The sequence below is a fragment of the Mycobacterium sp. HM-7 genome, from assembly GCF_053852335.1.
In genome coordinates, this window is sequence record NZ_CM132657.1 from 5,270,025 (window position 1) to 5,290,895 (window position 20,871).

Annotated in this window: 22 protein-coding genes; 12 read left to right on the forward strand and 10 right to left on the reverse strand. The window is 68.0% G+C overall.

Annotated features, from left to right (window positions below; genetic code table 11):
• Positions 1–53: 53 nt before the first annotated feature.
• A complete protein-coding gene (locus ACWW1C_RS25465) occupies positions 54–944 on the forward strand; it encodes a cation diffusion facilitator family transporter (protein ID WP_455980846.1) in 891 nt (296 codons plus the stop codon).
• Here ACWW1C_RS25465 and ACWW1C_RS25470 read toward each other — a convergent pair.
• Positions 941–1,354, reverse strand: coding sequence for a DUF3151 domain-containing protein (locus tag ACWW1C_RS25470; protein ID WP_267318632.1), 414 nt, complete (start codon positions 1,352–1,354; stop codon positions 941–943). The two genes, ACWW1C_RS25465 and ACWW1C_RS25470, sit on opposite strands and share 4 nt — an antisense overlap.
• A gap of 136 nt (positions 1,355–1,490) precedes the next feature.
• Between ACWW1C_RS25470 and ACWW1C_RS25475 the strand changes: the two genes are divergently transcribed.
• Positions 1,491–1,928 carry a hypothetical protein gene (locus tag ACWW1C_RS25475; protein WP_455980847.1) on the forward strand — a complete coding sequence of 146 codons (438 nt, stop codon included), beginning with the start codon at positions 1,491–1,493 and terminating at the stop codon, positions 1,926–1,928.
• A gap of 18 nt (positions 1,929–1,946) precedes the next feature.
• On the opposite strand, the gene fbaA is transcribed toward ACWW1C_RS25475, so the two are convergent.
• Both fbaA and ACWW1C_RS25485 read right to left on the reverse strand, forming a co-directional pair.
• Positions 1,947–2,996, reverse strand: a complete 1,050-nt coding sequence (gene fbaA / locus ACWW1C_RS25480; RefSeq protein WP_455980848.1) for a class II fructose-bisphosphate aldolase — start codon at positions 2,994–2,996, stop codon at positions 1,947–1,949.
• Positions 2,997–3,089: 93 nt separating this feature from the next.
• Positions 3,090–4,103, reverse strand: a complete 1,014-nt coding sequence (locus ACWW1C_RS25485; protein ID WP_455980849.1) for an alcohol dehydrogenase catalytic domain-containing protein — start codon at positions 4,101–4,103, stop codon at positions 3,090–3,092.
• A gap of 66 nt (positions 4,104–4,169) precedes the next feature.
• On the opposite strand from ACWW1C_RS25485, the gene ACWW1C_RS25490 reads away from it, so the two are divergent.
• The gene (locus tag ACWW1C_RS25490) at positions 4,170–4,835 is read left to right on the forward strand and encodes a DedA family protein (RefSeq protein WP_455980850.1); all 666 of its coding nucleotides are present in this window, start codon (positions 4,170–4,172) and stop codon (positions 4,833–4,835) included.
• 9 nt (positions 4,836–4,844) lie between these two features.
• Here the strand turns inward: ACWW1C_RS25490 and ACWW1C_RS25495 are convergent, their stop codons facing one another.
• Complete coding sequence (locus ACWW1C_RS25495) at positions 4,845–5,744, reverse strand: LLM class F420-dependent oxidoreductase (protein WP_455980851.1); 900 nt, start codon at positions 5,742–5,744, stop codon at positions 4,845–4,847.
• 43 nt (positions 5,745–5,787) lie between these two features.
• Complete coding sequence (locus tag ACWW1C_RS25500) at positions 5,788–6,543, reverse strand: IclR family transcriptional regulator (protein WP_455980852.1); 756 nt, start codon at positions 6,541–6,543, stop codon at positions 5,788–5,790.
• A 148-nt stretch (positions 6,544–6,691) separates the two neighbouring features.
• Here ACWW1C_RS25500 and ACWW1C_RS25505 point away from each other — a divergent pair, with 148 nt between their 5' ends.
• From ACWW1C_RS25505 to ACWW1C_RS25520, 4 genes are all read left to right on the forward strand, one after another.
• The gene (locus ACWW1C_RS25505) at positions 6,692–7,453 is read left to right on the forward strand and encodes a CoA transferase subunit A (protein WP_455980853.1); all 762 of its coding nucleotides are present in this window, start codon (positions 6,692–6,694) and stop codon (positions 7,451–7,453) included.
• A complete protein-coding gene (locus tag ACWW1C_RS25510) occupies positions 7,450–8,094 on the forward strand; it encodes a 3-oxoacid CoA-transferase subunit B (RefSeq protein WP_455980854.1) in 645 nt (214 codons plus the stop codon). Before ACWW1C_RS25505 ends, ACWW1C_RS25510 begins: the two co-directional genes overlap by 4 nt.
• 82 nt (positions 8,095–8,176) lie before the next feature.
• Positions 8,177–9,409, forward strand: coding sequence for a cytochrome P450 (locus ACWW1C_RS25515; RefSeq protein ID WP_455980855.1), 1,233 nt, complete (start codon positions 8,177–8,179; stop codon positions 9,407–9,409).
• A 97-nt stretch (positions 9,410–9,506) separates the two neighbouring features.
• Positions 9,507–10,055, forward strand: a complete 549-nt coding sequence (locus ACWW1C_RS25520; RefSeq protein WP_455980856.1) for an NADPH-dependent FMN reductase — start codon at positions 9,507–9,509, stop codon at positions 10,053–10,055.
• Here ACWW1C_RS25520 and ACWW1C_RS25525 read toward each other — a convergent pair.
• Positions 9,973–12,873 (reverse strand): MMPL/RND family transporter, encoded by a 2,901-nt coding sequence (locus ACWW1C_RS25525; protein WP_455980857.1) that lies wholly within the window; start codon positions 12,871–12,873, stop codon positions 9,973–9,975. The two genes, ACWW1C_RS25520 and ACWW1C_RS25525, sit on opposite strands and share 83 nt — an antisense overlap.
• A 135-nt stretch (positions 12,874–13,008) precedes the next feature.
• Here ACWW1C_RS25525 and ACWW1C_RS25530 point away from each other — a divergent pair, with 135 nt between their 5' ends.
• Both ACWW1C_RS25530 and ACWW1C_RS25535 read left to right on the forward strand, forming a co-directional pair.
• Entirely contained in the window at positions 13,009–14,232 is a 1,224-nt protein-coding gene (locus tag ACWW1C_RS25530) for a sensor histidine kinase (RefSeq protein WP_455980858.1), read from the forward strand.
• Positions 14,225–14,902: a response regulator gene (locus ACWW1C_RS25535; protein ID WP_455980859.1), complete on the forward strand. Its 678-nt coding sequence runs from the start codon at positions 14,225–14,227 to the stop codon at positions 14,900–14,902. The genes ACWW1C_RS25530 and ACWW1C_RS25535 overlap by 8 nt, the downstream gene beginning before the upstream one ends.
• 2 nt (positions 14,903–14,904) lie before the next feature.
• Here the strand turns inward: ACWW1C_RS25535 and ACWW1C_RS25540 are convergent, their stop codons facing one another.
• Positions 14,905–15,756 carry an SDR family oxidoreductase gene (locus ACWW1C_RS25540; protein ID WP_455980860.1) on the reverse strand — a complete coding sequence of 284 codons (852 nt, stop codon included), beginning with the start codon at positions 15,754–15,756 and terminating at the stop codon, positions 14,905–14,907.
• A gap of 150 nt (positions 15,757–15,906) precedes the next feature.
• Between ACWW1C_RS25540 and ACWW1C_RS25545 the strand changes: the two genes are divergently transcribed.
• The 3 genes from ACWW1C_RS25545 to ACWW1C_RS25555 are packed head-to-tail and all read left to right on the forward strand — an operon-like array spanning position 15,907 to position 17,932.
• Positions 15,907–16,242: an intersectin-EH binding protein Ibp1 gene (locus ACWW1C_RS25545; RefSeq protein ID WP_455980861.1), complete on the forward strand. Its 336-nt coding sequence runs from the start codon at positions 15,907–15,909 to the stop codon at positions 16,240–16,242.
• Positions 16,243–16,265: 23 nt separating this feature from the next.
• Positions 16,266–16,430 (forward strand): hypothetical protein, encoded by a 165-nt coding sequence (locus ACWW1C_RS25550; protein ID WP_293017891.1) that lies wholly within the window; start codon positions 16,266–16,268, stop codon positions 16,428–16,430.
• Positions 16,427–17,932: an alpha,alpha-trehalose-phosphate synthase (UDP-forming) gene (locus tag ACWW1C_RS25555; RefSeq protein ID WP_455980862.1), complete on the forward strand. Its 1,506-nt coding sequence runs from the start codon at positions 16,427–16,429 to the stop codon at positions 17,930–17,932. Before ACWW1C_RS25550 ends, ACWW1C_RS25555 begins: the two co-directional genes overlap by 4 nt.
• Positions 17,933–18,000: 68 nt before the next feature.
• Here the strand turns inward: ACWW1C_RS25555 and ACWW1C_RS25560 are convergent, their stop codons facing one another.
• The 3 genes from ACWW1C_RS25560 to ACWW1C_RS25570 are packed head-to-tail and all read right to left on the reverse strand — an operon-like array spanning position 18,001 to position 20,869.
• Positions 18,001–18,489: a mammalian cell entry protein gene (locus ACWW1C_RS25560; protein ID WP_455980863.1), complete on the reverse strand. Its 489-nt coding sequence runs from the start codon at positions 18,487–18,489 to the stop codon at positions 18,001–18,003.
• The gene (locus ACWW1C_RS25565; RefSeq protein WP_455980864.1) at positions 18,489–19,214 is read right to left on the reverse strand and encodes a mammalian cell entry protein; all 726 of its coding nucleotides are present in this window, start codon (positions 19,212–19,214) and stop codon (positions 18,489–18,491) included. The genes ACWW1C_RS25560 and ACWW1C_RS25565 overlap by 1 nt, the downstream gene beginning before the upstream one ends.
• The gene (locus ACWW1C_RS25570; protein ID WP_455984437.1) at positions 19,214–20,869 is read right to left on the reverse strand and encodes an MCE family protein; all 1,656 of its coding nucleotides are present in this window, start codon (positions 20,867–20,869) and stop codon (positions 19,214–19,216) included. The genes ACWW1C_RS25565 and ACWW1C_RS25570 overlap by 1 nt, the downstream gene beginning before the upstream one ends.
• Positions 20,870–20,871: the final 2 nt, after the last annotated feature.

The following is a 20,871-nucleotide window of genomic DNA, read 5'->3' on the forward strand; positions in this document are numbered from 1 at the left end:
CCCGCGGGGCGTGGGCCTTGCGACATATGCGTAGTTCTGCATATATTGCTGGCATGGGTGCCGGACACGACCACAACCACGGCTCGAACGCGCGCGCCAGCCGCATGATCATCGCCGCAGCCGTACTCAGCGTCTTCTTCGTCATCGAGCTGACCACCGCGCTGCTGATCAACTCGATCGCGCTACTGGCCGACGCCGGGCACATGCTGACCGACCTCGTCGCGATGTTCATGGGCCTGGGCGCCGTCCTACTCGCCCGTCGCGGATCGACGTCGGCCGCCCGTACGTACGGCTGGCACCGCGCCGAGGTCTTCACCGCGGTCGCGAATGCTGCCCTGCTGATGGGCGTCGCGGCGTTCATCCTCTACGAAGCCGTCGAGCGCATCGGGAACGCGCCGGAGATTCCCGGTGTGCCGATGATCGTCGTCGCGCTCGCGGGACTGCTCGCCAACCTCGTCGTGGTCCTGCTGCTGCGGTCCGACGCCGACAGCAGCCTCGCGGTCAAAGGCGCCTACATGGAGGTCGTCGCGGACACCGTCGGCAGCGTCGGCGTCCTGATCGCGGGCATCGTCAACGTCACCACGGGCTGGCCGTACGCCGACGTCGTCGTCGCCGTCCTGGTGGCGCTGTGGGTGCTGCCGCGCGCCATCGCGCTGGCTCGCGCCGCGCTGCGCATCCTGTCGGAGTCCTCACCCAGCCACATCGACGTCGAGGAGCTGCGCGAAGCACTGGCCGCCGTCGACGGCGTCACCGACGTGCACGACCTGCACGTGTGGACCCTCGTGCCCGGCAAGGACATGGCCACCGCGCACCTCACCTCGGCGGCAGACTCGGCGCGCGTCCTCGAGTCGGCACGCGCCGTGCTGTCCGCCCGCGGACTCGACCACGCGACCGTCCAGGTGGAGCCGCCGGAGACCGACGGCTGCCACTGCGAAGCGGACTAGAGACCCAGCTCGCCGCGGGCCGCGGGATCGCAGTCGTCCAGCAGATCCAGGCAGCGCAGGTGCTCGTCCTGCTCGCCGATGGAGTCCGCGGCCTTGGCCAGCACCGCCACGCAGCGCAGGAAACCCTGGTTCGGCTCGTGCGCGAACGGCACCGGGCCGAAGCCCTTCCAGCCGTTGCGGCGCAACTGATCCAGGCCGCGGTGGTAACCGGTGCGGGCGTAGGCGTACGCGGTGATGGTCTGACCATCGGCGAGCGCGGCCTCGGCCAGAGCGGCCCACGCGACCGACGCCGTCGGATGCGCCGCAGCAACGTCGGTGGCGGATTTACCCGCGGCCAGAGCGTCCTCGGCCTCGAAGTTGGCAGGCAGCAGCACCGGCTCCGGACCCAGCAGATCACCCATTCGCGTCATGGCCGCCATTGTGCCGTGCGGCCGCTCGCTGAGATACCGCAGGCGGGCGATTAAGCTCCAGGTAGGACATCGCGGCCTGCTCCAGGACGCATCGGCCCCAGTGCGCGACCCTGATCTCGGGAGGACAGTCACCCCCATGTCGAACCCAGCCGCCATGTCGAACCCGACGGGACCGGACAGCCGTCGCGATGCCGATCAGCGCGCTGCCTCGACAGCCGACGACGCCGCAGCGGCAACCGAAATCTTCGAGCCCGCGGATCCGGCGACCGACCCGACCATCCCGGTCCGGCGCTTCACCGCGCCGTCGGGCTTCGACGGCAAGACACAGATCATCACCCCGCTGCCGGACCCGGACACCGAGCTGATGCCGCCGGCCGCGCCGCAGCTGATCCCCGGTGCTGTCAAGCCGCCGAAAGACCGACGCAGCTGGGGCTGGGTCATCGCGCTGGTGCTGGTGATCGCGGCCATCGCGGCAGTCGCCGTGCTGGGCACGGTGCTCCTGACACGCGGTCACTCGGCCATGAACGCCGAATGGCCGGCCACGACACAGAATTTCGCGATTCCTGCGTCGTAACCGGCCACGCGGTGCTGTCTAGCTGGACAGGCGACCCGCCGAAACGCTGCGGCCCGTGCTGTGCAGGTCGTTGCACGCTTCGATGACGCGCTGGGTCATCGAGGCCTCGGCCTTCTTCAGGTAGCTGCGCGGGTCGTAGACCTTCTTGTTGCCGACCTCGCCGTCGATCTTCAGGACGCCGTCATAGTTGGTGAACATGTGCGCCGCCACCGGACGGGTGAACGCGTACTGGGTGTCGGTGTCGACGTTCATCTTCACCACGCCGTAGCGCAGCGAGTCCTCGATCTCCGACTTCAGCGAGCCCGAACCACCGTGGAACACGAAGTCGAACGGCTGGGAACCCGCCGGCAGGCCCAGCTTCGCGGCGGCCACCTTCTGGCCTTCGGCGAGGACCTCGGGCTTGAGCTTGACGTTGCCCGGCTTGTAGACGCCGTGCACGTTGCCGAACGTCGCGGCCAGCAGGTACTTGCCGTTCTCGCCCGAGCCCAGCGCATCGAGGGTCTTCTCGAAGTCTTCGGAGCTGGTGTACAGCTTCTCGTTGATCTCGGCCTCGACGCCGTCCTCTTCACCGCCGACGACGCCGATCTCGACCTCGAGGATGATGTTGGCGGCCTTGGTCAACGCCAGCAGTTCCTGGGCGATCTTCAGGTTCTCGTCGATCGGCACCGCGGAGCCGTCCCACATGTGCGACTGGAACAGCGGGTTCTCGCCGCGGGCGACGCGCTCGGCCGAGATGGCCAGCAGCGGACGGACGAAGCCGTCGAGCTTGTCCTTGGGGCAGTGGTCGGTGTGCAGCGCGACGGTGATGTCGTACTTGGCGGCCACGACGTGGGCGAACTCGGCCAGCGCGACCGACCCCGTCACCATGTCCTTGATGCCGAGACCGGAGCCGAATTCGGCACCGCCGGTGGAGAATTGGATGATGCCGTCGCTACCCGCGTCGGCGAAACCTTTGATCGCCGCGTTGATGGTTTCCGACGACGTGCAGTTGATGGCCGGGAACGCGAAGGAGTGCTCCTTGGCGCGGGCCAGCATCTCCGCGTAGACCTCGGGCGTGGCGATGGGCATGTTTTTCCTCTCGGCGAACCTGCAGTCCCGGCCAGTATGTCAGTCACGTGAAGCTGAAGTGCGGCACCCGGGGACACCAAGTAGCCCGGCCCGTCAGACGGTCAAGACCATCCGGTAGCGGGCCTGGCCACTGTTCATCCGCTCGAATGCTTCGGCGGCCTGCCCGAGCGGTAGTTCCTCGATTACGGCCCGCACGCCCGTCAGCGCGGCAAAGTGCAACGTTTCCTCGACATCGCGCGCGGTACCCGACGGATGCCCGGTGACCGAGAAGCCACCGTTGATGAGGTCGAGTGGGCTGATCGGCAGTGGCTCGGGGGTGACGCCGACCGTCACGAGTTGCCCCTCGGGTGCGAGTCCCCCGACGGTGGCGGCCATCGCCGTCGAGCTTGCGGCGGTCGCGAGCACGACGGTCGCCCCGCCGAGTCGCTGCAGTTCGGCGGCGACATCCGCGGCGTTCGAATCGATGTAGTGATGCGCGCCGAGTTCCTTGGCGGCAGCCTCGCGCTCCGGACCCCGAGCGATCGCGACGGTCTCGAAACCCATCGCCCTGGAGAACTGCACGCCGAGATGGCCGAGGCCACCGATCCCGATCACCGCGACCAGATCACCGGCCTTGGCGCGCGTCTTCCGCAACCCGTTGAACGTCGTCACGCCCGCGCAGCCCATCGGCGCAGCCTCGGCGAACGAGAATCCGTCCGGGATGCGGGCCAGCGCAGTCGCGGGCGCCGTCACCGATTCGGCGTATCCGCCGGGATAGTGCCAGCTCGGTACCTGCATGCGGACGCACTGCATGAAATGGCCCTGACGGCATGGCACACACCGGTTGCAATTGCCGCCGAACCAGCCCACCGCCACGCGATCGCCGACGGCGAAGTCCTCGACGCCATCGCCCAGCTCGGCGACGGTGCCCGCGATCTCGTGGCCGAGGGTGATCGGCCACGAGAGCCCCGGAAAGTGCCCGGCATGGAACTCGCGGTCGGTGCCGCAGACCCCGCACGCCGCGACGGCGATGCGGACGTGATCGCGCGGCGGCGAAACGGTGTCGACGTCCGCAACTGCGAGCGGGCCGTCGGCTTGTGCGACGTGAACTGCCCTGTGAGTGGCCATGCGCCGACCCTACGAGGGATGTGCGGTTGACGGAACCACCGGCAAGCACCGGTATCTTTGGGCCCCATGACGACCACCATCGCCGCCATGCCGGGCTTCCTGGACCCGATGACGCTGATCGGCTACTTCGGGACGTGGGCGCTGGTCGGGTTGCTGGTGGTCATCTTCATCGAGTCCGGCGTGCTGTTCCCTGTGCTGCCGGGCGACTCACTGCTGTTCGTCGCGGGCCTGTTCGCCGCCAAGCTGGCCGCCGGCACCGCCGATGACAAGATGCAGCAGGCCAACTTCCAGCTCTGGCAGCTGCTCGTGTTCATCCCGATCGCGGCAGTCCTGGGTGGCCTCGTCGGCTATTTTGTCGGCCGGTTCATCGGCGTCGAGATGTTCAAGCCGAATGCGCGGTTCCTCAAGCAGAAGTACCTGGACGAGGCGCACGCTTTCTTCGAGCGGCGCGGTCCCTTCGCGATCGTCATCGCCCGCTTCGTGCCGATCGTGCGCACGCTGGCACCGCTGACGGCCGGAGCGGCAAAGATGAACTTCGCCGTGTTCACCATCTACACCGTCCTCGGTGCTGTGGTGTGGGGCGTCGGGCTGACACTGCTCGGCTACTGGCTGGGCCAGTTCGCCGTCATCCAGAAGCTCATCGAGCCGATCTTCATCGTCATCGTCGTCGCGTCGGTGACGCCCATGATCTGGCACTGGTACCAGCGGCGTAAGGCTGCCGCCGAGAGCTGACGCGCGCGGCTACAACCCCAGCGCGCCCGCCAGGTCACGCAGGCCCGGCCGCGGGTCGGCAGTGGGATGCTCCGCGAGCACCTGCACCACGACATGGTCGGCGCCGGCGTCCAGATGCGCTTTCACCTTGGCGGCGGCGTCTTCGACGCTGCCCATACCGACGATCGCCCGGGCGAGGCGGTCCGACCCGCCGCGAACCAGATCGCTCTCGTCGAAGCCCTGGCGCAGCCACGAATTCCGGTAGTTGGGCAGGCCGCTGTAGACGGTGAGATGGTCGTGGGCGCGCCGCAGTTGGTCGGCGTCATCGCCGCCGATCGCGACCGCCTGCTCGGAGACGATCCACTTGTCCGGCCCGAGGATCTCGCGGGTCGTCTGCGTCGCGGCGGGCAGCACCAGGTACGGATGCGCGCCGTCGGCGTGACTACCCGACAGCTCGATCATCTTGGGGCCCAACGCCGCGAGTAGGCGGGGCGGCCGGCCCACGCCGGGTTCGATGGCGTCCGGCACCGCGGCCATCCGCTCCAGATAACCGCGCATGGTGGCGAGCGGCTTTTCGTAGGTGCCACCCATGCCGCGCTCCACCAGCGGCCCGTGACTGACGCCGAGGCCGAGGACGAACCGACCCGGGTACAGCGCGGTCAGCGTGCGGGCACCGGCCTCGGCGGCCGACGGCAGGCGCACATGGATGTTGGCGATGCCGGTGCCGACCACCAGGCGCTCGGTCGCGGCCAGGAACGCCGCTGACTCGGTGAGGCATTCCTTGCCGACGGTCTCCGGCAGGAACAGCGAGCCGTACCCCATCGCTTCGATGTCGCGGGCCACCGCTTGCGCGTCCGGCATGGCCCAGCTGTCGCTGGCCCACCAGACGCCGATACGGGACGGAAAGTCGATGCGCGCGCGTTCAGTCACCACTCCACCATCGCCTACCGCCGGCTGCGCTGCGACGCGGGGGTCACCCCTGCAGCCGGCCCGACAGCTCATGCGCCTGCTCGAGGAGCAGCCGCCCCAGTTCGCGCCGGCGCCCGGCACGGAACCGGGTCTCGACGCCAGTGAGGCTCAGCGCCCAGCCGGGCAGGCCACGCCGGTCGAACACCGCTGCGGCCATCCCCCAACTGCCCTCGACGAGCAGCGCGGGATTCGTCGCGTAGCCGGCACGCCGGGTCTGCTCGATGCGCTTGCGAATGGCCGCTTCGGAATGCGTGGGGCCCCAATTGGTTTCGGGCTGTTCCCGGGCGAAGTACTCGTCGACTTCCGTGGCCGGTAGATGACTGAGGATGGCCAACCCGGCGCTGGCCACCCCGAGTGGAAACCGGATACCGACCTGCAGGACGTGCGAACGCAGCGGGAAGCTGCCCTCCTCGCTGAGGACACACACGGTCTGGTCGCCGCGGCGGGCCGAGAAGAACGCGCTCTCGCCGGTCTCGCGGGCCAATCGTGTCACGACGGCGCGCGCCTGGTCGGTCACATCGTGGTGCTGAGCCGCACCGACACCGAGCAGGTACAGCTCGGGGCCCAGTGACCAGCGCCCGGTTTTCTGGTCTCGGCTGACCAGATGTTCCTCGGCCAGTGCCGTCAGCAGCCGGTGCGCCGTGGGCCGGGCCAAGCCCGCCAGCTTGCCGAGCTCTGTGGTGGACGCCCCGTCGGGTTCGGCCGTGGCCACTGCCCGCAGCATCGCGCCCACCCGGGCGACGACATTCGGACCGGTCATCACCACATCGTATGCGTTCATTGAATGAACACCATTGATGACAGCGCTCATCCTGTGAACACTTTTGACCGGCTTCGAGCAGAGACTTGCCCTGTCAGCGACCTGCAGTGTTGAGTTGGTCCCGCGTTTACTGGATGAACGGAGTGCCATGACCTCGAAGGTGTACGCCTCGGCCGCCGAAGCGGTCGCCGACATCGGTGACGGCGCCACGCTCGCCGTCGGCGGATTCGGTCTGTGCGGAATCCCCGACCAACTCATCGATGCCATCGCCGCGTCGAATGCCACCGGTCTCGAGGTGTTCTCGAACAACTGCGGCGTCGACGGCGTCGGCCTCGGGGTGCTGCTCGGCCTCGGCAAGGTCCGTCGGGTCACCGCGTCGTACGTCGGGGAGAACAAGGAGTTCGCCCGCCAGTACCTGTCCGGCGAGCTCGAGGTGGAGCTCACCCCGCAGGGCACGCTGGCCGAGCGGATGCGCGCCGGCGGCGCCGGCATCCCGGCGTTCTACACCCCGGCCGGCGTCGGCACGCCCGTCTCCGACGGCGGTCTGCCGTGGCGGTACGCGGCCGACGGTTCGGTCGCGGTTGCCTCACCGCCCAAGGAGATTCGCGAATTCGACGGCAAGCGCTACGTGCTCGAGGAGTCGATCAACGCCGACTTCGCCCTGGTGCACGCGCTGCGCGCCGACACCGCGGGCAACCTGGTCTTCAACAAGACCGCACGCAACTTCAACCCGCTGGCCGCGATGGCCGGCCGGATCACCATCGTCCAGGTCGAGGAACTGGTGCAGCCCGGCGAGATCGACCCCGACGACGTCCACCTCGCCGGCGTGTTCGTGCAGCGCATCGTGCACACCGGACCGCAGGACAAGCAGATCGAGAAGCGCACGGTGCGGGCAGAGGAGTCCAAATGACCGGCTGGAACCGTGACCAGATGGCCGCCCGCGCCGCCGCCGACATGATCGACGGCGAGTACGTCAACCTCGGCATCGGCCTGCCCACCCTGATCCCGGGCTTCCTGACCGGCGACGTCCACGTCACGCTGCACTCGGAGAACGGCATCCTGGGCACCGGCCCCTACCCCACCGAGGACAACGTCGACCCCGACCTGATCAACGCGGGCAAGGAAACCGTGACGGTGAATCCCGGTGCGGCGTACTTCGATTCGTCGCTGTCATTCGGGATGATCCGCGGCGGCCACATCGACACCGCGGTGCTCGGCGGCATGGAGGTGTCCCGCACCGGCGATCTGGCGAACTGGATGGTGCCCGGCAAGATGGTCAAGGGCATGGGCGGCGCAATGGACCTGGTGCACGGCGCGTCGCGCGTCATCGTGCTGATGGAGCACACCGACAAGGCCGGCAACCCGAAGATCGTCCCGGTCTGCACGCTGCCGCTCACTGGTCAGGGTGTGGTCGACCGGATCATCACGAACCTGGCCGTCATCGACGTGCCCGGGGACGGCACGCTGATCCTGCGCGAGACCGCCCCCGGCGTCAGCGTCGACGACGTCGTCGCGGCCACCGGCGCCGAGCTGACGGTGCAGCTCGACTAGATAGTTAATTACGCCGTTCGGCTGATGTGTCGTACCCGGCTCGGCCCGATAGTGGCATTGATCGGATCCGAGGGAGACATCGATGACCATTGCCACGAACCCCGTCGTCGACGTCTCGGATGCCGGCCTCCCCCGCATCGACTACGAGACCATCGATGACCCTGCGGCGGCCCACCGGTTGATCAAAGAGGTCCGCCGACAGTCGCCCGTGGCCATCGGGCCGCACGCACCCGAGGTGCTCAGCTACGAATTGGTCCGTACGGTCCTGCGCGACTCGCGCTTTCATCAGCCCGGCGTTCGCGGGCTGGTACCGCGAGGAGTGACCGGAGGTCCGCTGTGGGACCGCATCGGCAGTGCGCTGCTCAGCCTCGACGGAGATGAGCACACTCGGCTCCGAAAGTTGGTGTGCAAGGCCTTCACCGGGAAAGCCGTCGGCAGGCTGGATTCGCTGATCGACGCGATCCTGGCCGAGTTGGTCGATCCCGTTGCCGCCGTGGGACGTTGCGATATCGTCGCCGACGTCGCCCAGCCCTATCCCATTCCGGTGATCTGCGCACTGTTCGGCGCGCCACGAACCGACTGGCGAATGATCTCGGATTGGACCGACGACATCTTCAAGATGTTCTGGTGGGACGTGGCTGCCCACGAAGCCGAAATCCTCACGGCTTGGCAGAAATTCGACGACTACATCGATGCGATGATCACGGAGCGCCGAACCACCTTGACCGACGACCTGCTTTCGGGTCTCATCCGGGCGGAGGACGACGGCGACCGGCTCAGCCATTCCGAATTACTCATGCTGTCCATGGGGATCCTTGCGGCCGGCACCGACACCACGCGCAACCAACTCGCCGCCGCGGTAGATACCTTCTGCGATCATCCGGATCAATGGGCGCTCCTCGCAACACATCCCGAGTTGGTACCCCAGGCGGTCGATGAAGTGATGCGGTTCGCGCCGATCGTCCTCAACGTGCCACGGTATGTCACCGAAGACGTGGAACTGTCAGGATACTTCTTTCCGCGGGACTCACTCGTCGTCGCCAATACCGCTGCGGCGAACCGTGATCCGCACGTGTACGACAACCCCGATCAGTTCGACATCACCCGGCATGACGCGCCGCCGATGCTCACGTTCGGTGGTGGTGTGCACTACTGCCTCGGCTCGCACCTCGCACGGCTGGAACTGGTTCGTGCGCTCACCGTCCTGACGCAGCGGATGCCGAACATTCGTCGTACGGGTCCGGCGCCATGGAAGCCCTTGATGGCGGTCAGTGGGCCGCAGACGCTGCCGGTGGAGTTCGACGCCGGGCACTGATCATGTGAGTGGTTGCGATTCTTCCGCGCGGGTACACCGAGTTCGGCAGGCTGTCAGGAGCCGCCATCGGGGTCACGACGCAGAAGAGGAGCACTTCATGAGGATCGGCATCATCGTGGGATCGATTCGAGATGGGCGCGCCGGGGCCGGCGTCGGCACCTGGGTGGCCGAACGGGCGGCCGGGCGCGACGACGCCCAGTTCGAACTCATCGACCTGAAAACCTTCGACGTGCCACTGCTCACCGCCGCGACGGTTCCCGCCGCGGCCAAGAAGCAGTACGAATCGGAGAACGTGCAGCGGTGGAGCGCCGCGATCGACGCGTGCGATGGATTCGTCTTCATCACTCCCGAGTACAACCACGGTGTCCCGGGCGCCTTCAAGAACGCGGTGGACTCGCTCGGTTCCGAATGGTTCGGCAAGACAGTGGGTTTCGTGTCCTACGGCGCCGACGGCGGAGTGCGCGCCGTGGAGCAGTGGCGGCAGATCGTCGCCAACTTTCAGATGCTCGACGTCCGCGCCCAGGTGTCGTTGTCCCTGTTCACCGAGTTCGGCGAAGATGGATTCACGCCGCTGGACCGACGCCCTGGAGAACTCGCGGGACTGTTCGACCAACTGATCGCCTTGACTGCCCGGGTGACCGCCTGACCGCCCGGGCCAGGACCCCACGCACCAGTGGCACCGGTGACCACCAGAACCACCGGCCGAGTAGTCCGGCGATACCCGGCACCACGAACGTCCGCACGATCAGGGTGTCGATCAGCAGGCCGACGCCGATGGTCGTGCCCACCTGCTCGATGCTGAGCACATCACTCGACAGCATCGCGAACATGGTGATGCCGAAGACGATTCCGGCGGTGGTCACCACGCCCCCGGTACCGCCGAACGTCCGGATCATGCCGGTCTTCAGCCCGGCCGGCACTTCCTCCCGTAGCCGCATGGTCAGCAGCAGGTTGTAGTCCGCGCCGACGGCCACCAACGCGATCAACGCGATCGACGGCACTGCCCAGTGCAGGTCCTTGCCCAGCAGGTCCTGCCAGATGAAAGTACTGACACCGACCGCGGAAACATAGGACACCACGACGGTGCCGATCACCACCGCGGCCGCCACCGGGCTGCGCAGCATGATCAGGATGATCAGGAACACGAGCGCCAGCGCGACCCCGGCAAGCAGGAGGAAGTCATCGGAGACATAGCCCCGAAGCTCCGCGGTTCCGGTGCCGAAACCGGTGACATACACGGTGTTTCGGACCAGCGTGCCCTCTTTCGTCGCCTCCCGGACCGCTGCCAGGATTTCTGGCGAGCGCAGCGCCCCATCGGTGCCGAACACCTTGCCGTCGCCGTAGACGAGCAGCCGCGCCGACCGGCCGTCGGGCGCGAAGTACAACCCGGCGGCGCGCTGAAAGCGCGGGTCCTGCCACGCGCGTTGCGGCAGATAGAAGCCACCCGCGCCACTGTCCTGGAAATCCGCGCGCACCCCGCGCAGGTAGTCCGTCAACCCGGAGAACATGCCACGGGTCTCGCCGACGGTCTTGGTCAATTGTGCTGTCACCGCACCGAGTTGGTTCACGGCGGCCCGCATCGCCTGTACCGACGCCTGCGCGCCGCTCAGCGAGCGCGCCATCTCCGCGGTGCCCGCGCCGAACCCCACGGTGCTCTCGGTCAGCGTGCCGGTGGCCGCCACCACGGAATCCATGGGTTCGACCACCCTGAGCACCAGTGAGCAGATGGCGTCGCCCGCGCAATTCGGGTTGGCGTTGGTGAAGCCGCGCAACGGATCCATGTACTGCGACACGGAGGTGACGTTGTCCCGCAGCTGCTGCATGCCGCCGTGCATGGCCTCGATCCCCGAACCGAGTTGCCCGAGGCCACGGACGCTGCCGCCCAGCCCGTTCTGCAGATGCGTTATCGCCGAGGAGAACTGGTCCAACGTGGCGGAGAGCTGATTGACCGCGCCGAGCCGCTTGCTCAGCTGGGCCACCCCATCGTCGAGCTGGTCGGCGATGGTGCCGGCCTGGTCGGTCAGCGCCGCCTGCTCGGGCAGCGAGCCCGCCGGCCGCGACGCCGACTGCACCATGCGAATACCCGGAATCTCCATGATCTTCCGCGTCACCCGTTCGATCGCGATGACGCCCGCCGGGTTGCGCAGGTCGTGGTCGGTCTCGATGGAGACGATCTCCGGTAGCAGCCGGTTGGGCGGGAAGTGCCGGTCCATCGCCTGGTATCCGCGGTTGGCGTGGGTGGTATCCGGTTGCGCGGCAAGCTCATCGAAGCCCAGCCGCACGCCGGCGACCGGGAGTGCGCAGATCACCAGCACCAGCGCCGAAGCCACCAGCACGGGCCCCGGCCACCGGGCGACGACGGTGCCGACCCGCCGCCAGCTCCGCCCCGGCACCGCGGCGGCGGTGCGGGCACGTGGTTGTGCCAGACCATGACGGCCGGCCAGCCCGATGAACGCCGGCAGCAAGGTGAGCGAGGCGAACATCCCCGTGAGAATGCCGATGGCACAAGGTAATCCGGCGCTGCGCAGCATGCCGACCTGAGCGAACAGCAGGCACGACAGCGCCGCCGCGATGGTGAGGCCAGACGCGGCGATCACCGGCGCGACGCTGCGGTTCGCGATCACCAGTGCGTCCTCGTGGTCGACACCGGCGCGCCGCTGTTCGTGATAGCGGCCCAGCAGGAAGATGCCGTAATCCGTTGCCGCCCCGAGCACCATCGCGGCCAGCAGGGACACCGAGAAGATCGACACCTCGATCAGGTCCCGTTCCCCCAGGACCGCCACGAGTCCCCGCGCCACCCCGAGTCCCAGTCCGACGGTCAGCAGCGGGATCGCCGCCGTGATCACCGACCGGTACACGACGAACAGCAGCACGGCGATCAGCACCACGGTGACCCCCGTGATCATCAGCATCTGCTTGTCGATGGCGGAGAGTTCATCGGCGATGGTGGCGCCGGGGCCGGTGACGTACGCGTGCAGGCCCGGTGGCGCGGGCGCGGCCGCGACGATCCGCCGCACCCCGTCCAGCGCGGCGTTCGCCTTGGCGGCGCCGAGCTCGCCGCGAATCCGCAGCATCGTGTAGACGGCCTTGCCGTCGGTGCTCTGCGCGCCGGCTGCCGTCACCGGATCGGACCACAGGTCCATCACCGAATCCATGTCGTCGGTGTCCGCGCGCAAGGCGCTCAGCAGGCGGTCGTAGTAGGCCCGCTCCGGCGCGCCGAACGGGTGATCGCCCTCCAGCACCAGGTAGTTGAGGTTGCCGCCCGCTCCGTCGTGGAACTGCTGATCCATCTGGGCTCCGGCGAGGTTCACCGGAGCATCGGCGGGCAGGAAACCCCGCGCGTGGTTGTGTGCGGTGGTTTCCACCTGCGGCACAAGGAGATTGCCTGCCGCCGCGGCCAGCACCCACAATCCGATGATCAGGACCGCGAAGCGGCTGCAGAATCTTGCGATGACGTCCCACATGGGTGTCGAAACTACGAGCGACCAGGGTCCGGGCGCGTCGTGCTGCGGACGAGACCGGGCCTCCTACCGTGGTAGGAGGCCCGAGCCGCCCCGCGAATGATGTGTAAATCCCGGTACCGGCTCTACGCTGGCGGTATGCCCTGGATCCGCGACTTCGCCCTGCGACGACGCGGCCTGATGAACTACCAGTTCCCGTTCACCGTCCCGGTCGTCATGTACAGCGGGTCGCTGCTGGTTGCCGGCACTGCCGCGATGCAGCGGGATTTCACCCAGCCGTGGCTGCTGGTCGTCGCCATCGGGCTGGTGTTCGCGCCGATCGTCGCGTTCATCGCGTTCGGCCACAAGCCGACGACACTGACCACGGCGGCCTCGGTGCTCGCCGGCGTGGCCGTGCTCCTGCTGTGCTGGCCACCGGTCTTCCTCGACGCCGCACCCTTCCTGCTCATGTTCATGCTCGGCGAGGTGTTCGCGCTGGGCTCGGTGCGCGACGGCCTGCTGGGCGCGACGGGATGTGCGCTGCTGCTCGTCGGCGCCGCCCGCGCGGGGCACCTCACCACCTATGTGCCGTACCTGCTGTTCTTCCTGGCCATCGCCGCGATGATCGGCCGCATCCTGCAGTTGCAGCAGCGCCTCGTCATCGAGGAGCGCGCGCGGCAGGCCGCACTCACCGAACAGGCGACGGCCGACGAGCGGCGCCGGATCGCCCGCGAGGTACACGACGTGATCGCCCACTCGCTGTCGGTGACCATGCTGCATCTGACGGGCGCCCGGCGGGCACTGCAGGAGGACAACGACGTCGACGAGGCGGTGGACGGGCTGCTGGATGCCGAGCGCCTCGGCCGCCAGGCCATGTCGGACATCCGCCAGACCGTCGGCCTGCTCGGCGCGCGCGACGCCGCCCCGCTGCGGCTGGCCCCCGAGCCCGGGTTGTCCGACATCCCGGACCTGGTGACGAGTTTCGCCGACGCGGGTCTGGACGTGGAGTCGAGCATCGAGGTCGACCCGGCTGCGGTCACCGCGGGGATCGGCCTGGCGCTGTACCGGGTGGCGCAGGAATCGCTGGCGAACGTCGCCAAGCACGCCCCGGCGTCGTCGGCGCGGCTGCGGCTGTATCTGGAGAAGGGCTCGGCCGTCCTGTCGGTCGACAACGAACTGCTGCGCCCGGTGGCCGGTGGGGCACCGGGCGCCGGGCTGCCGGGGATGCGGCAGCGCATCGCGTTGCTCGACGGAGAGTTCCACGCCGGCCCCGGCCCCCAGGGGTGGACGGTCCAGGCTCGCGTACCGGTCGCCCCGGCAACCACCGCACACTGCGCCATGCAGCGAATCCGGTTTTCCCGCAACGAGGTTCGTCATGACTGACGGCGCGGTCCCGAAGGATGGCGCAACCGTCGACGTCCTGCTGGTCGACGATCAGGAACTCGTCCGCTCGGGCCTGCGCCGGATCCTGCGGCGCAAGGACGGCTTCACCATCGTCGGCGAATGCGCCGACGGCGACGAGGTACCGCGCGAAGTGCTCCGGTGCCGCCCCGACGTGGTGGTGATGGACCTGCGGATGAAGCGCGTCAGTGGCGTCGACGCGATCCGCGCCCTGCGCACCGCCGGCGGTCCACCGGCCTTGGCGCTCACCACGTTTGACGACGACGATCTGCTGTCCGCCGCACTGCGCGCCGGGGCGTCGGGCTTCGTCCTCAAGGACTCACCGGCCGAGGAACTGATCCGGGCCGTGCACGCCGTCGCGCGCGGCGAGGCGTATCTGGACCCGGCCGTGACGGCCCGCGTGCTGAACGGCTACCGGCGCGCGCCCGGGGCGCCGTCCGACGACGTCGCCGACCGGTTGACCGCCCGCGAACTCGACGTGCTGCAGCTGATCGGATCAGGCGCGACCAACGCCGAGATCGCCGGCCGGCTGGTCATCTCGGAGGTGACGGTGAAGAGCCACATCGGCCGGATCTTCACCAAGCTCGACCTACGGGACCGCGCGGCTGCGATCGTCTACGCCTACGACCACGGCGTGGTTGCCCCGAAGTAGCGCTAGTCGGCGAAGACCCCGCGCATGGCGTCGGCGCCGAACATCGGCTCCATCATGGCCGAGAAGTCCGGGCCGCGACGCAGCTTCTGACCGCCGTCGACGTTGATCAGCTGCCCGGTGATCCACTGCGATGCGTCGCTGAGCAGGAACAGCGCCAGGTTGGCGACGTCCTCGACCTCGCCGGCCCGGGGCAGCGGCGTGCACTGCCGGTAATCCTCACGCAGCGGTTCGAATTCGAAGATGCTGGCCGCGACCAGATCGGTGCGGATCAGGCCGGGACGGATGCTGTTGGCGCGCACCCAGGACGCGCCGAGCTCGTCGGCCGCCAGCTGCACGAGGTGATCCAGCGCGGACTTGGTGACGCCGTACGGCCCGAACCAGCGGTGGGTGTTGCTCGCCGCGATCGACGAGATGCCGACAAACGATCCGCCACCGCCGCGCACCATTTCCCGCGCGGTGTGCTTGACGACGTACATGCTGCCGTTGACGTTCAGGTCGACCGTCTGCCGCCACATCTCCGAATCCAGGTGCGTGACGGGCCCGACGGTCAGTGAGCCGCCGGCGCAGTGGACGGCGCCGGAGAGCTTCCCGTTCCACGCGGCCGCGGTCGTGACGGCGCGGGCGACGTCGTCCTCGTTGGTGACGTCGGCGGTCTGGAAGCGGATGGCACCCGGTCCCCCGGCGGCCGCGATTTCCTCGACGGCGGACTGCAACGTGGCCTCGGTGCGGCCGACGATGAGCGCGTTGCCGCCGGCGGCCACGACGCCCTGCGCGATGGCCTTGCCGATTCCGCTGCCACCGCCGGTGATCAACACCGTCCGATCCGTCAGCCAACCCTGGACTGGAAACTGCACCGACGTACTCCTTAAGACAGATCGACGGGGACATGTCTTGTATACACTTTTCAAAAGTTGTACACAATGCTGGTCGGGCGGCCAATTTTCCCATTCACCACGCGACACCTGGGCGTACGCTGAAATTTTCCCCGACGAAAGCGTGACGCCATGAGCATCCAGATCCAGCGACGCCTCCTCGTCGCCGGCGGCTTCGCCTTCGCGACGGTTGCCGCACCCGCCGTATTCGTCCTGGGCGGCCCGGCGTCCACCGCGCTGCTCGGAGAGACCGACTGCCCGCCGGGGATGACGGCAAATCCGGTCAGCGGCTCCTGTTTCGAGGGCGGCAACGACCAGGCGCCCCCGCCGGTGCCGGGACCGGCGAACCAGCTCGGCGAGATCAACGGCATTCCCTGCACCGGCCATAACACCGGCGAATGCATCGGCCTCTCGGAGGAGCAGGTGCCCGAGGCGCACCCGCACTCGTCGGTGAGTTCCAGCCCGTAACAACAGTCGCCTAAGGTTGTGTAATGCCTGCAAAAACTGATCCCGCCGAAATCGGCGACGTGGAGCCCCTGGCCGACAGCACCGCCCGTCAGGCCCGCCGGGTCGTCGCCGCATACGCCAACGATGCCGACGAATGCCGCATGTTCCTGTCGATGCTGGGTATCGGGCCCACGAAGCTCGACGCGTGACGGCCCGCGGAGGCAACGACGCTTCTGCGGCGTCCACCGCGAGCCCCAAGACCGCCAAGGGCGGAAAGTCCGCCGCCAAGCCCGTCGGCAACTCCGACTTCGTCGTGGTCGCCAATCGGCTGCCTGTCGACATGGAACGGCTTCCCGACGGCTCGGTCACCTGGAAGCGCAGCCCCGGCGGTCTCGTCACCGCGCTGGAACCGCTGCTGCGTAAACAGCGGGGTGCCTGGATCGGCTGGCCCGGCGTCGCCGACAGCGGCGAAGAGCCCATCGTCCAGGACGAGCTGACCATGTGCCCGGTCAAGATGTCGGCCGACGAGATCGCCGACTACTACGAGGGCTTCTCCAACGCCACCCTGTGGCCGCTGTACCACGACGTCATCGTCAAACCCATCTATCACCGCCACTGGTGGGACGCCTACGTCGCGGTCAACCAGCGCTTCGCCGAGGCCACGGCGCGCGTCGCGGCGAAGGGCGCGACCGTCTGGGTGCAGGATTACCAGCTGCAGCTGGTCCCCAAGATGCTGCGGGAGCTCCGTCCCGATCTGACCATCGGCTTCTTCCTGCACATCCCGTTCCCGCCAGTCGAGTTGTTCATGCAGATGCCGTGGCGCACGGAGATCATCGAAGGCCTGCTCGGCGCCGATCTGGTGGGCTTCCACCTGCCCGGCGGTGCGCAGAACTTCCTCGTGCTGGCGCGTCGCCTGCTCGACGCCAACACCACTCGCCACACCATCGGCGTCCGGTCCCGCTTCGGCGAGGTGACCCTCGGTAACCGCACGGTCAAGGTCGGCGCCTTCCCCATCTCGATCGACTCGGCGGCGTTGGACGCCCAGGCTCGTAGTCGCAGCATCCGGCAGCGGGCCCGTCAGCTCCGTGATGAGTTGGGCAACCCGCGCAAGATCATGCTGGGCGTGGACCGGCTGGACTACACCAAGGGCATCGACGTCCGGCTGCGCGCCTTCTCCGAGCTGCTCGCCGAGGGCCGCGCCAACCGGCACGACACCGTGCTGATCCAGCTCGCCACCCCCAGCCGCGAGCGGGTGGAGAGCTACAAGGTCATGCGCGAGGACATCGAGCGCCAGGTCGGACACATCAACGGCGAGTACAGCGAAGTCGGCCGCGCGGTGGTGCAGTACCTGCACCGGCCGGTGGACCGCGAGGAACTCATCGCCTTCTTCGTCGCCGCGGACGTCATGCTCGTGACACCGCTGCGCGATGGCATGAACCTCGTCGCCAAGGAGTACGTGGCCTGCCGCAGCGACCTCGGCGGCGCGCTCGTACTCAGCGAATTCACCGGCGCCGCAGAGGAATTGCGGCAGGCGTACCTGACCAACCCGCACCATCTGGACGGGGTCAAGGACGCGATCGCCGACGCCCTCACCCAGTCCCCCGAGGAGGGACGACGACGCATGCGCGCGCTGCGTCGCCAGGTGCTGGCCCACGACGTCGACCGCTGGGCCCGGGCGTTCCTCGACGCCCTGGCGCACACCCGCGACTGACGGCCCGACCGAAACACGATCGAGGCCCCCGGAGCAACCGCTCCGGGGGCCTCGATCATGTTGGGGTACTAGAAGATCGGCGTGATCTCGTCGATCAGCCACTTGCCGTCGATCTTGCGGTAGTCGACCTTCAGCCGGCTGCCCTCGTAGTTGGGCTGCTTGCGTTCATCCGTGATGACCCGGTTGACGAAAGCGAGGACCGTTCCGGAGTCGCGGTGCGACGAGATCATGCCCGCCCCAACCACATTCACCTGGCTGATCAGCTTGCGCTTCACGGCATCGTTGAAGATGTTGTTCTTCGCGGTCAGCTCCTCGTACCGCTTGCGGAACGCCGGCGTCATCAGCGTCAGCGCCTGCATGGTGGAGCGCTGCACGCTGCTGTACTCGTAGCCGAGGATCTGCGGGATCTGCGACTTGGCCAGATCGGGCAGTTCCGCCGCGGTCTCCTGCTCGCCGGCCAACTGCACGTGGTTCCAGTACGTCGAGCCGCCGAGCGCTCCGAGCGCGACCACCGCGACCGCCAAGAGCGCGCCGAGCGCTGCCAGCAACCGGTTCATCAGTTGCCCCCATCCGGGTATTTGATGTCGTAGGCGCTCATGTGGCCGCTGTCGTCCTCACGGATGAAGACCCGCTGCCGGTACGGCGTCGACGGCTGGTTCACCCCGTTCATGTCGGCCAGCGTCACGCGAACCGTCACCAGCACCTTCGCGATGTTCGAGGTGTTGTCGACGCTCTCCAGCGCCGCCGCGGTGATGACCGCCTCCGAGTTGGCCTGCGTCTGCTTGAACAGATACTTCAGGTTCTCGGCGTTGTTGCTCTGGTTCATCATGTCGCGCAGCGGACCGGGGCCGATGCCGTTGACGAAGCGGTTCACGCTCTCGTCGACCGTGTTCTGCGTGTAACTGAACATGTTGACCACGGTCTGCTTCGCGGTGTCCACGAATCGCTGATCGCGGTCCTGCGTCGCCTCGAGCTGTCCGTTGCCATGCCAGAGGAACCACGTGCCGCCGGCCAGCGCCGCCACCAGCACGGCGACGACCGCCAGGCCAATGGCCGCCACCAGGGACCGGTGCGGTTGCCGCCGCGGTACCTGGGCCGGCCGCACCGGCTTGGCGGTTCCCGATTCTGTCGATGTGTTGCTCGCCGTCGATGGCATCGCCACGTCGAGCACGGTTGAAGCCTCTGCTGAACCGGCGCTGCCGGCGGGCCGTGAGGCCCGCCGACGCACGCGGGTTACCGGCGGCTCCGACGTCTTGTCCGTCGCAGCCGGTTCGTCACTCATCAAACCTGCCTTGGATCCTTCATCAGGTCGACCCAGGACTCGCCTGCGTCGCCATTACTCGAGCCGGCGGTGAACACTCCCGTACCGCCGGCAGGGTCAGCGAAGACCCCATTGTTCGCATCGTACGTCGTACTCTGCGGCCCCTTCGGTCCGCTTGCCTGCGGCTGACCCTCGGGACCCGGCGCCGGCGGGTTGTTGATCGCGTACGGCGGCGTCACCTGGTCCGGCGGCGCGAAGAACGGCCAGGGCAGCGGCTGCGGACCCGGATCGCTCGGCGGGTACGGCAGCGGGAACGGCGCGTTGGGCGCAGGTCCCGGCCCGGCGGGCACCCCCGGCGGCAACTGCACCGACGGCGGTCCCGGGTCATAGTCGGCGCCCGGCGGGATCATCGGGAACCGGTTCGGCGGCGTGATGTTCCGCGGGTCGTTGACCGGGGTGTCGTACGGCACCGGCGGACCGCGCCACGGGTTGCTGCCGATCGGCACGTAACCACGGGGGTCACGGCAGAGCTGGACCGTGGGGGCGCGCTTGCCCGGGTACTCCATGCAGGGGTAGTTGCGGGCACCGCGGACGGTGCTCGGATCGCTCTGCGCGGTCTTGCAGTACAGGTCCTTCGGCAGGTCGCGCACGGTGGTGTCAGCAGGTGTGCGGATCTCCGGGGCCGGGATGAAGCCCGTCATGCACGGCGGCTGGCCGAGGCTGATCTTGAAGTCCAGCTTCGCACCTTCGTCGATCGGCAATCCACCGGCGTCGGTCAGCAGCGCCGCGATCAGCGCCGGGAAGATCACCAGCGCCTGCTCGATCGACTTGTGGTAGATGACGCCGATCCGGCCGAAGTTGGCCAGGTTGGCCGCCAGCATCGGGAACGTCGGCCGGATGCCGTCGAACGTCTCGTTGACGGTCTGGACGGCGCCCGGGACGGTCTTGAGCACCGAACGGATCTGCGGGTCGGCCTGGGCTGCCTCGCCGGTCAGCGTCGCGAGGCTGCCGGCCATGGTCTTGAGGTCGGCACCGGCACGAATCTGTGCCTTCAACAGCGGGCCGGCCTGGTCGAGCAGCTTGTTGATCTCGTCGGTGTTGGCGTTGGCCTCATCGACCAGCAGCCGCGACGACTGGATCATGCGCGCCAGTTCCGGACCGGATCCGTTGAACGCCTTGAACGACTCGCGCAACAGGTCCTGCAGCCGGGTGTTGCTGATGCTGCTGACCAGGCTCTGGGCCTGGTTCAGCAGGTCCACGATGTCCTGGCCGACGGCGGTCCGGTCGACACCGATGGTGGCGCCGTCCTTCAGCATGTTCTTCGAGGCGTTCGCGGGCGGCACCAGGTCGATGTACTGCTCGCCGATCGCGGACACGCTCTTGACGGTGGCGGTGACGTTGTCCGGCACCTTGGTGTCGCTGTTCAGCCGCATCTGGGCGGTCACGCCGTTGTCGGTCAGACCGACGTTCATCACGCGGCCGACCGTCACGCCGCGGTAGGTGACGTTGGCGTTCTGGTAGATGCCGCCGCCGACCACGAACTTGGCGTCCACGTTGTAGACACCCAGGCCCACCGCGGCCGGGAGATGCAGATAGGACGTCGTGATCAGGGCGAGGCAGATGACGGTGACGACACCGAAGATCGCCAGCTGGAAACGCGCAAGACGGGTCAACAACA

What these genes read in the sequence shown, in the direction of transcription:
- ACWW1C_RS25475 (WP_455980847.1), top strand. Translation starts at nt 1,491, where the DNA reads ATGTCGAACCCAGCCGCCATGTCGAACCCGACGGGACCGGACAGCCGT.
- ACWW1C_RS25505 (WP_455980853.1), top strand. Translation starts at nt 6,692, where the DNA reads ATGACCTCGAAGGTGTACGCCTCGGCCGCCGAAGCGGTCGCCGACATC.
- ACWW1C_RS25530 (WP_455980858.1), top strand. Translation starts at nt 13,009, where the DNA reads ATGCCCTGGATCCGCGACTTCGCCCTGCGACGACGCGGCCTGATGAAC.
- ACWW1C_RS25510 (WP_455980854.1), top strand. Translation starts at nt 7,450, where the DNA reads ATGACCGGCTGGAACCGTGACCAGATGGCCGCCCGCGCCGCCGCCGAC.
- ACWW1C_RS25470 (WP_267318632.1), bottom strand. Translation starts at nt 1,354, where the DNA reads ATGACGCGAATGGGTGATCTGCTGGGTCCGGAGCCGGTGCTGCTGCCT.
- ACWW1C_RS25565 (WP_455980864.1), bottom strand. Translation starts at nt 19,214, where the DNA reads ATGAGTGACGAACCGGCTGCGACGGACAAGACGTCGGAGCCGCCGGTA.
- ACWW1C_RS25545 (WP_455980861.1), top strand. Translation starts at nt 15,907, where the DNA reads ATGAGCATCCAGATCCAGCGACGCCTCCTCGTCGCCGGCGGCTTCGCC.
- ACWW1C_RS25500 (WP_455980852.1), bottom strand. Translation starts at nt 6,543, where the DNA reads ATGACCGGTCCGAATGTCGTCGCCCGGGTGGGCGCGATGCTGCGGGCA.
- ACWW1C_RS25560 (WP_455980863.1), bottom strand. Translation starts at nt 18,489, where the DNA reads ATGAACCGGTTGCTGGCAGCGCTCGGCGCGCTCTTGGCGGTCGCGGTG.
- ACWW1C_RS25535 (WP_455980859.1), top strand. Translation starts at nt 14,225, where the DNA reads ATGACTGACGGCGCGGTCCCGAAGGATGGCGCAACCGTCGACGTCCTG.
- ACWW1C_RS25485 (WP_455980849.1), bottom strand. Translation starts at nt 4,103, where the DNA reads ATGGCCACTCACAGGGCAGTTCACGTCGCACAAGCCGACGGCCCGCTC.
- ACWW1C_RS25515 (WP_455980855.1), top strand. Translation starts at nt 8,177, where the DNA reads ATGACCATTGCCACGAACCCCGTCGTCGACGTCTCGGATGCCGGCCTC.
- ACWW1C_RS25520 (WP_455980856.1), top strand. Translation starts at nt 9,507, where the DNA reads ATGAGGATCGGCATCATCGTGGGATCGATTCGAGATGGGCGCGCCGGG.
- ACWW1C_RS25490 (WP_455980850.1), top strand. Translation starts at nt 4,170, where the DNA reads ATGACGACCACCATCGCCGCCATGCCGGGCTTCCTGGACCCGATGACG.
- ACWW1C_RS25550 (WP_293017891.1), top strand. Translation starts at nt 16,266, where the DNA reads ATGCCTGCAAAAACTGATCCCGCCGAAATCGGCGACGTGGAGCCCCTG.
- ACWW1C_RS25525 (WP_455980857.1), bottom strand. Translation starts at nt 12,873, where the DNA reads ATGTGGGACGTCATCGCAAGATTCTGCAGCCGCTTCGCGGTCCTGATC.
- fbaA (WP_455980848.1), bottom strand. Translation starts at nt 2,996, where the DNA reads ATGCCCATCGCCACGCCCGAGGTCTACGCGGAGATGCTGGCCCGCGCC.
- ACWW1C_RS25465 (WP_455980846.1), top strand. Translation starts at nt 54, where the DNA reads ATGGGTGCCGGACACGACCACAACCACGGCTCGAACGCGCGCGCCAGC.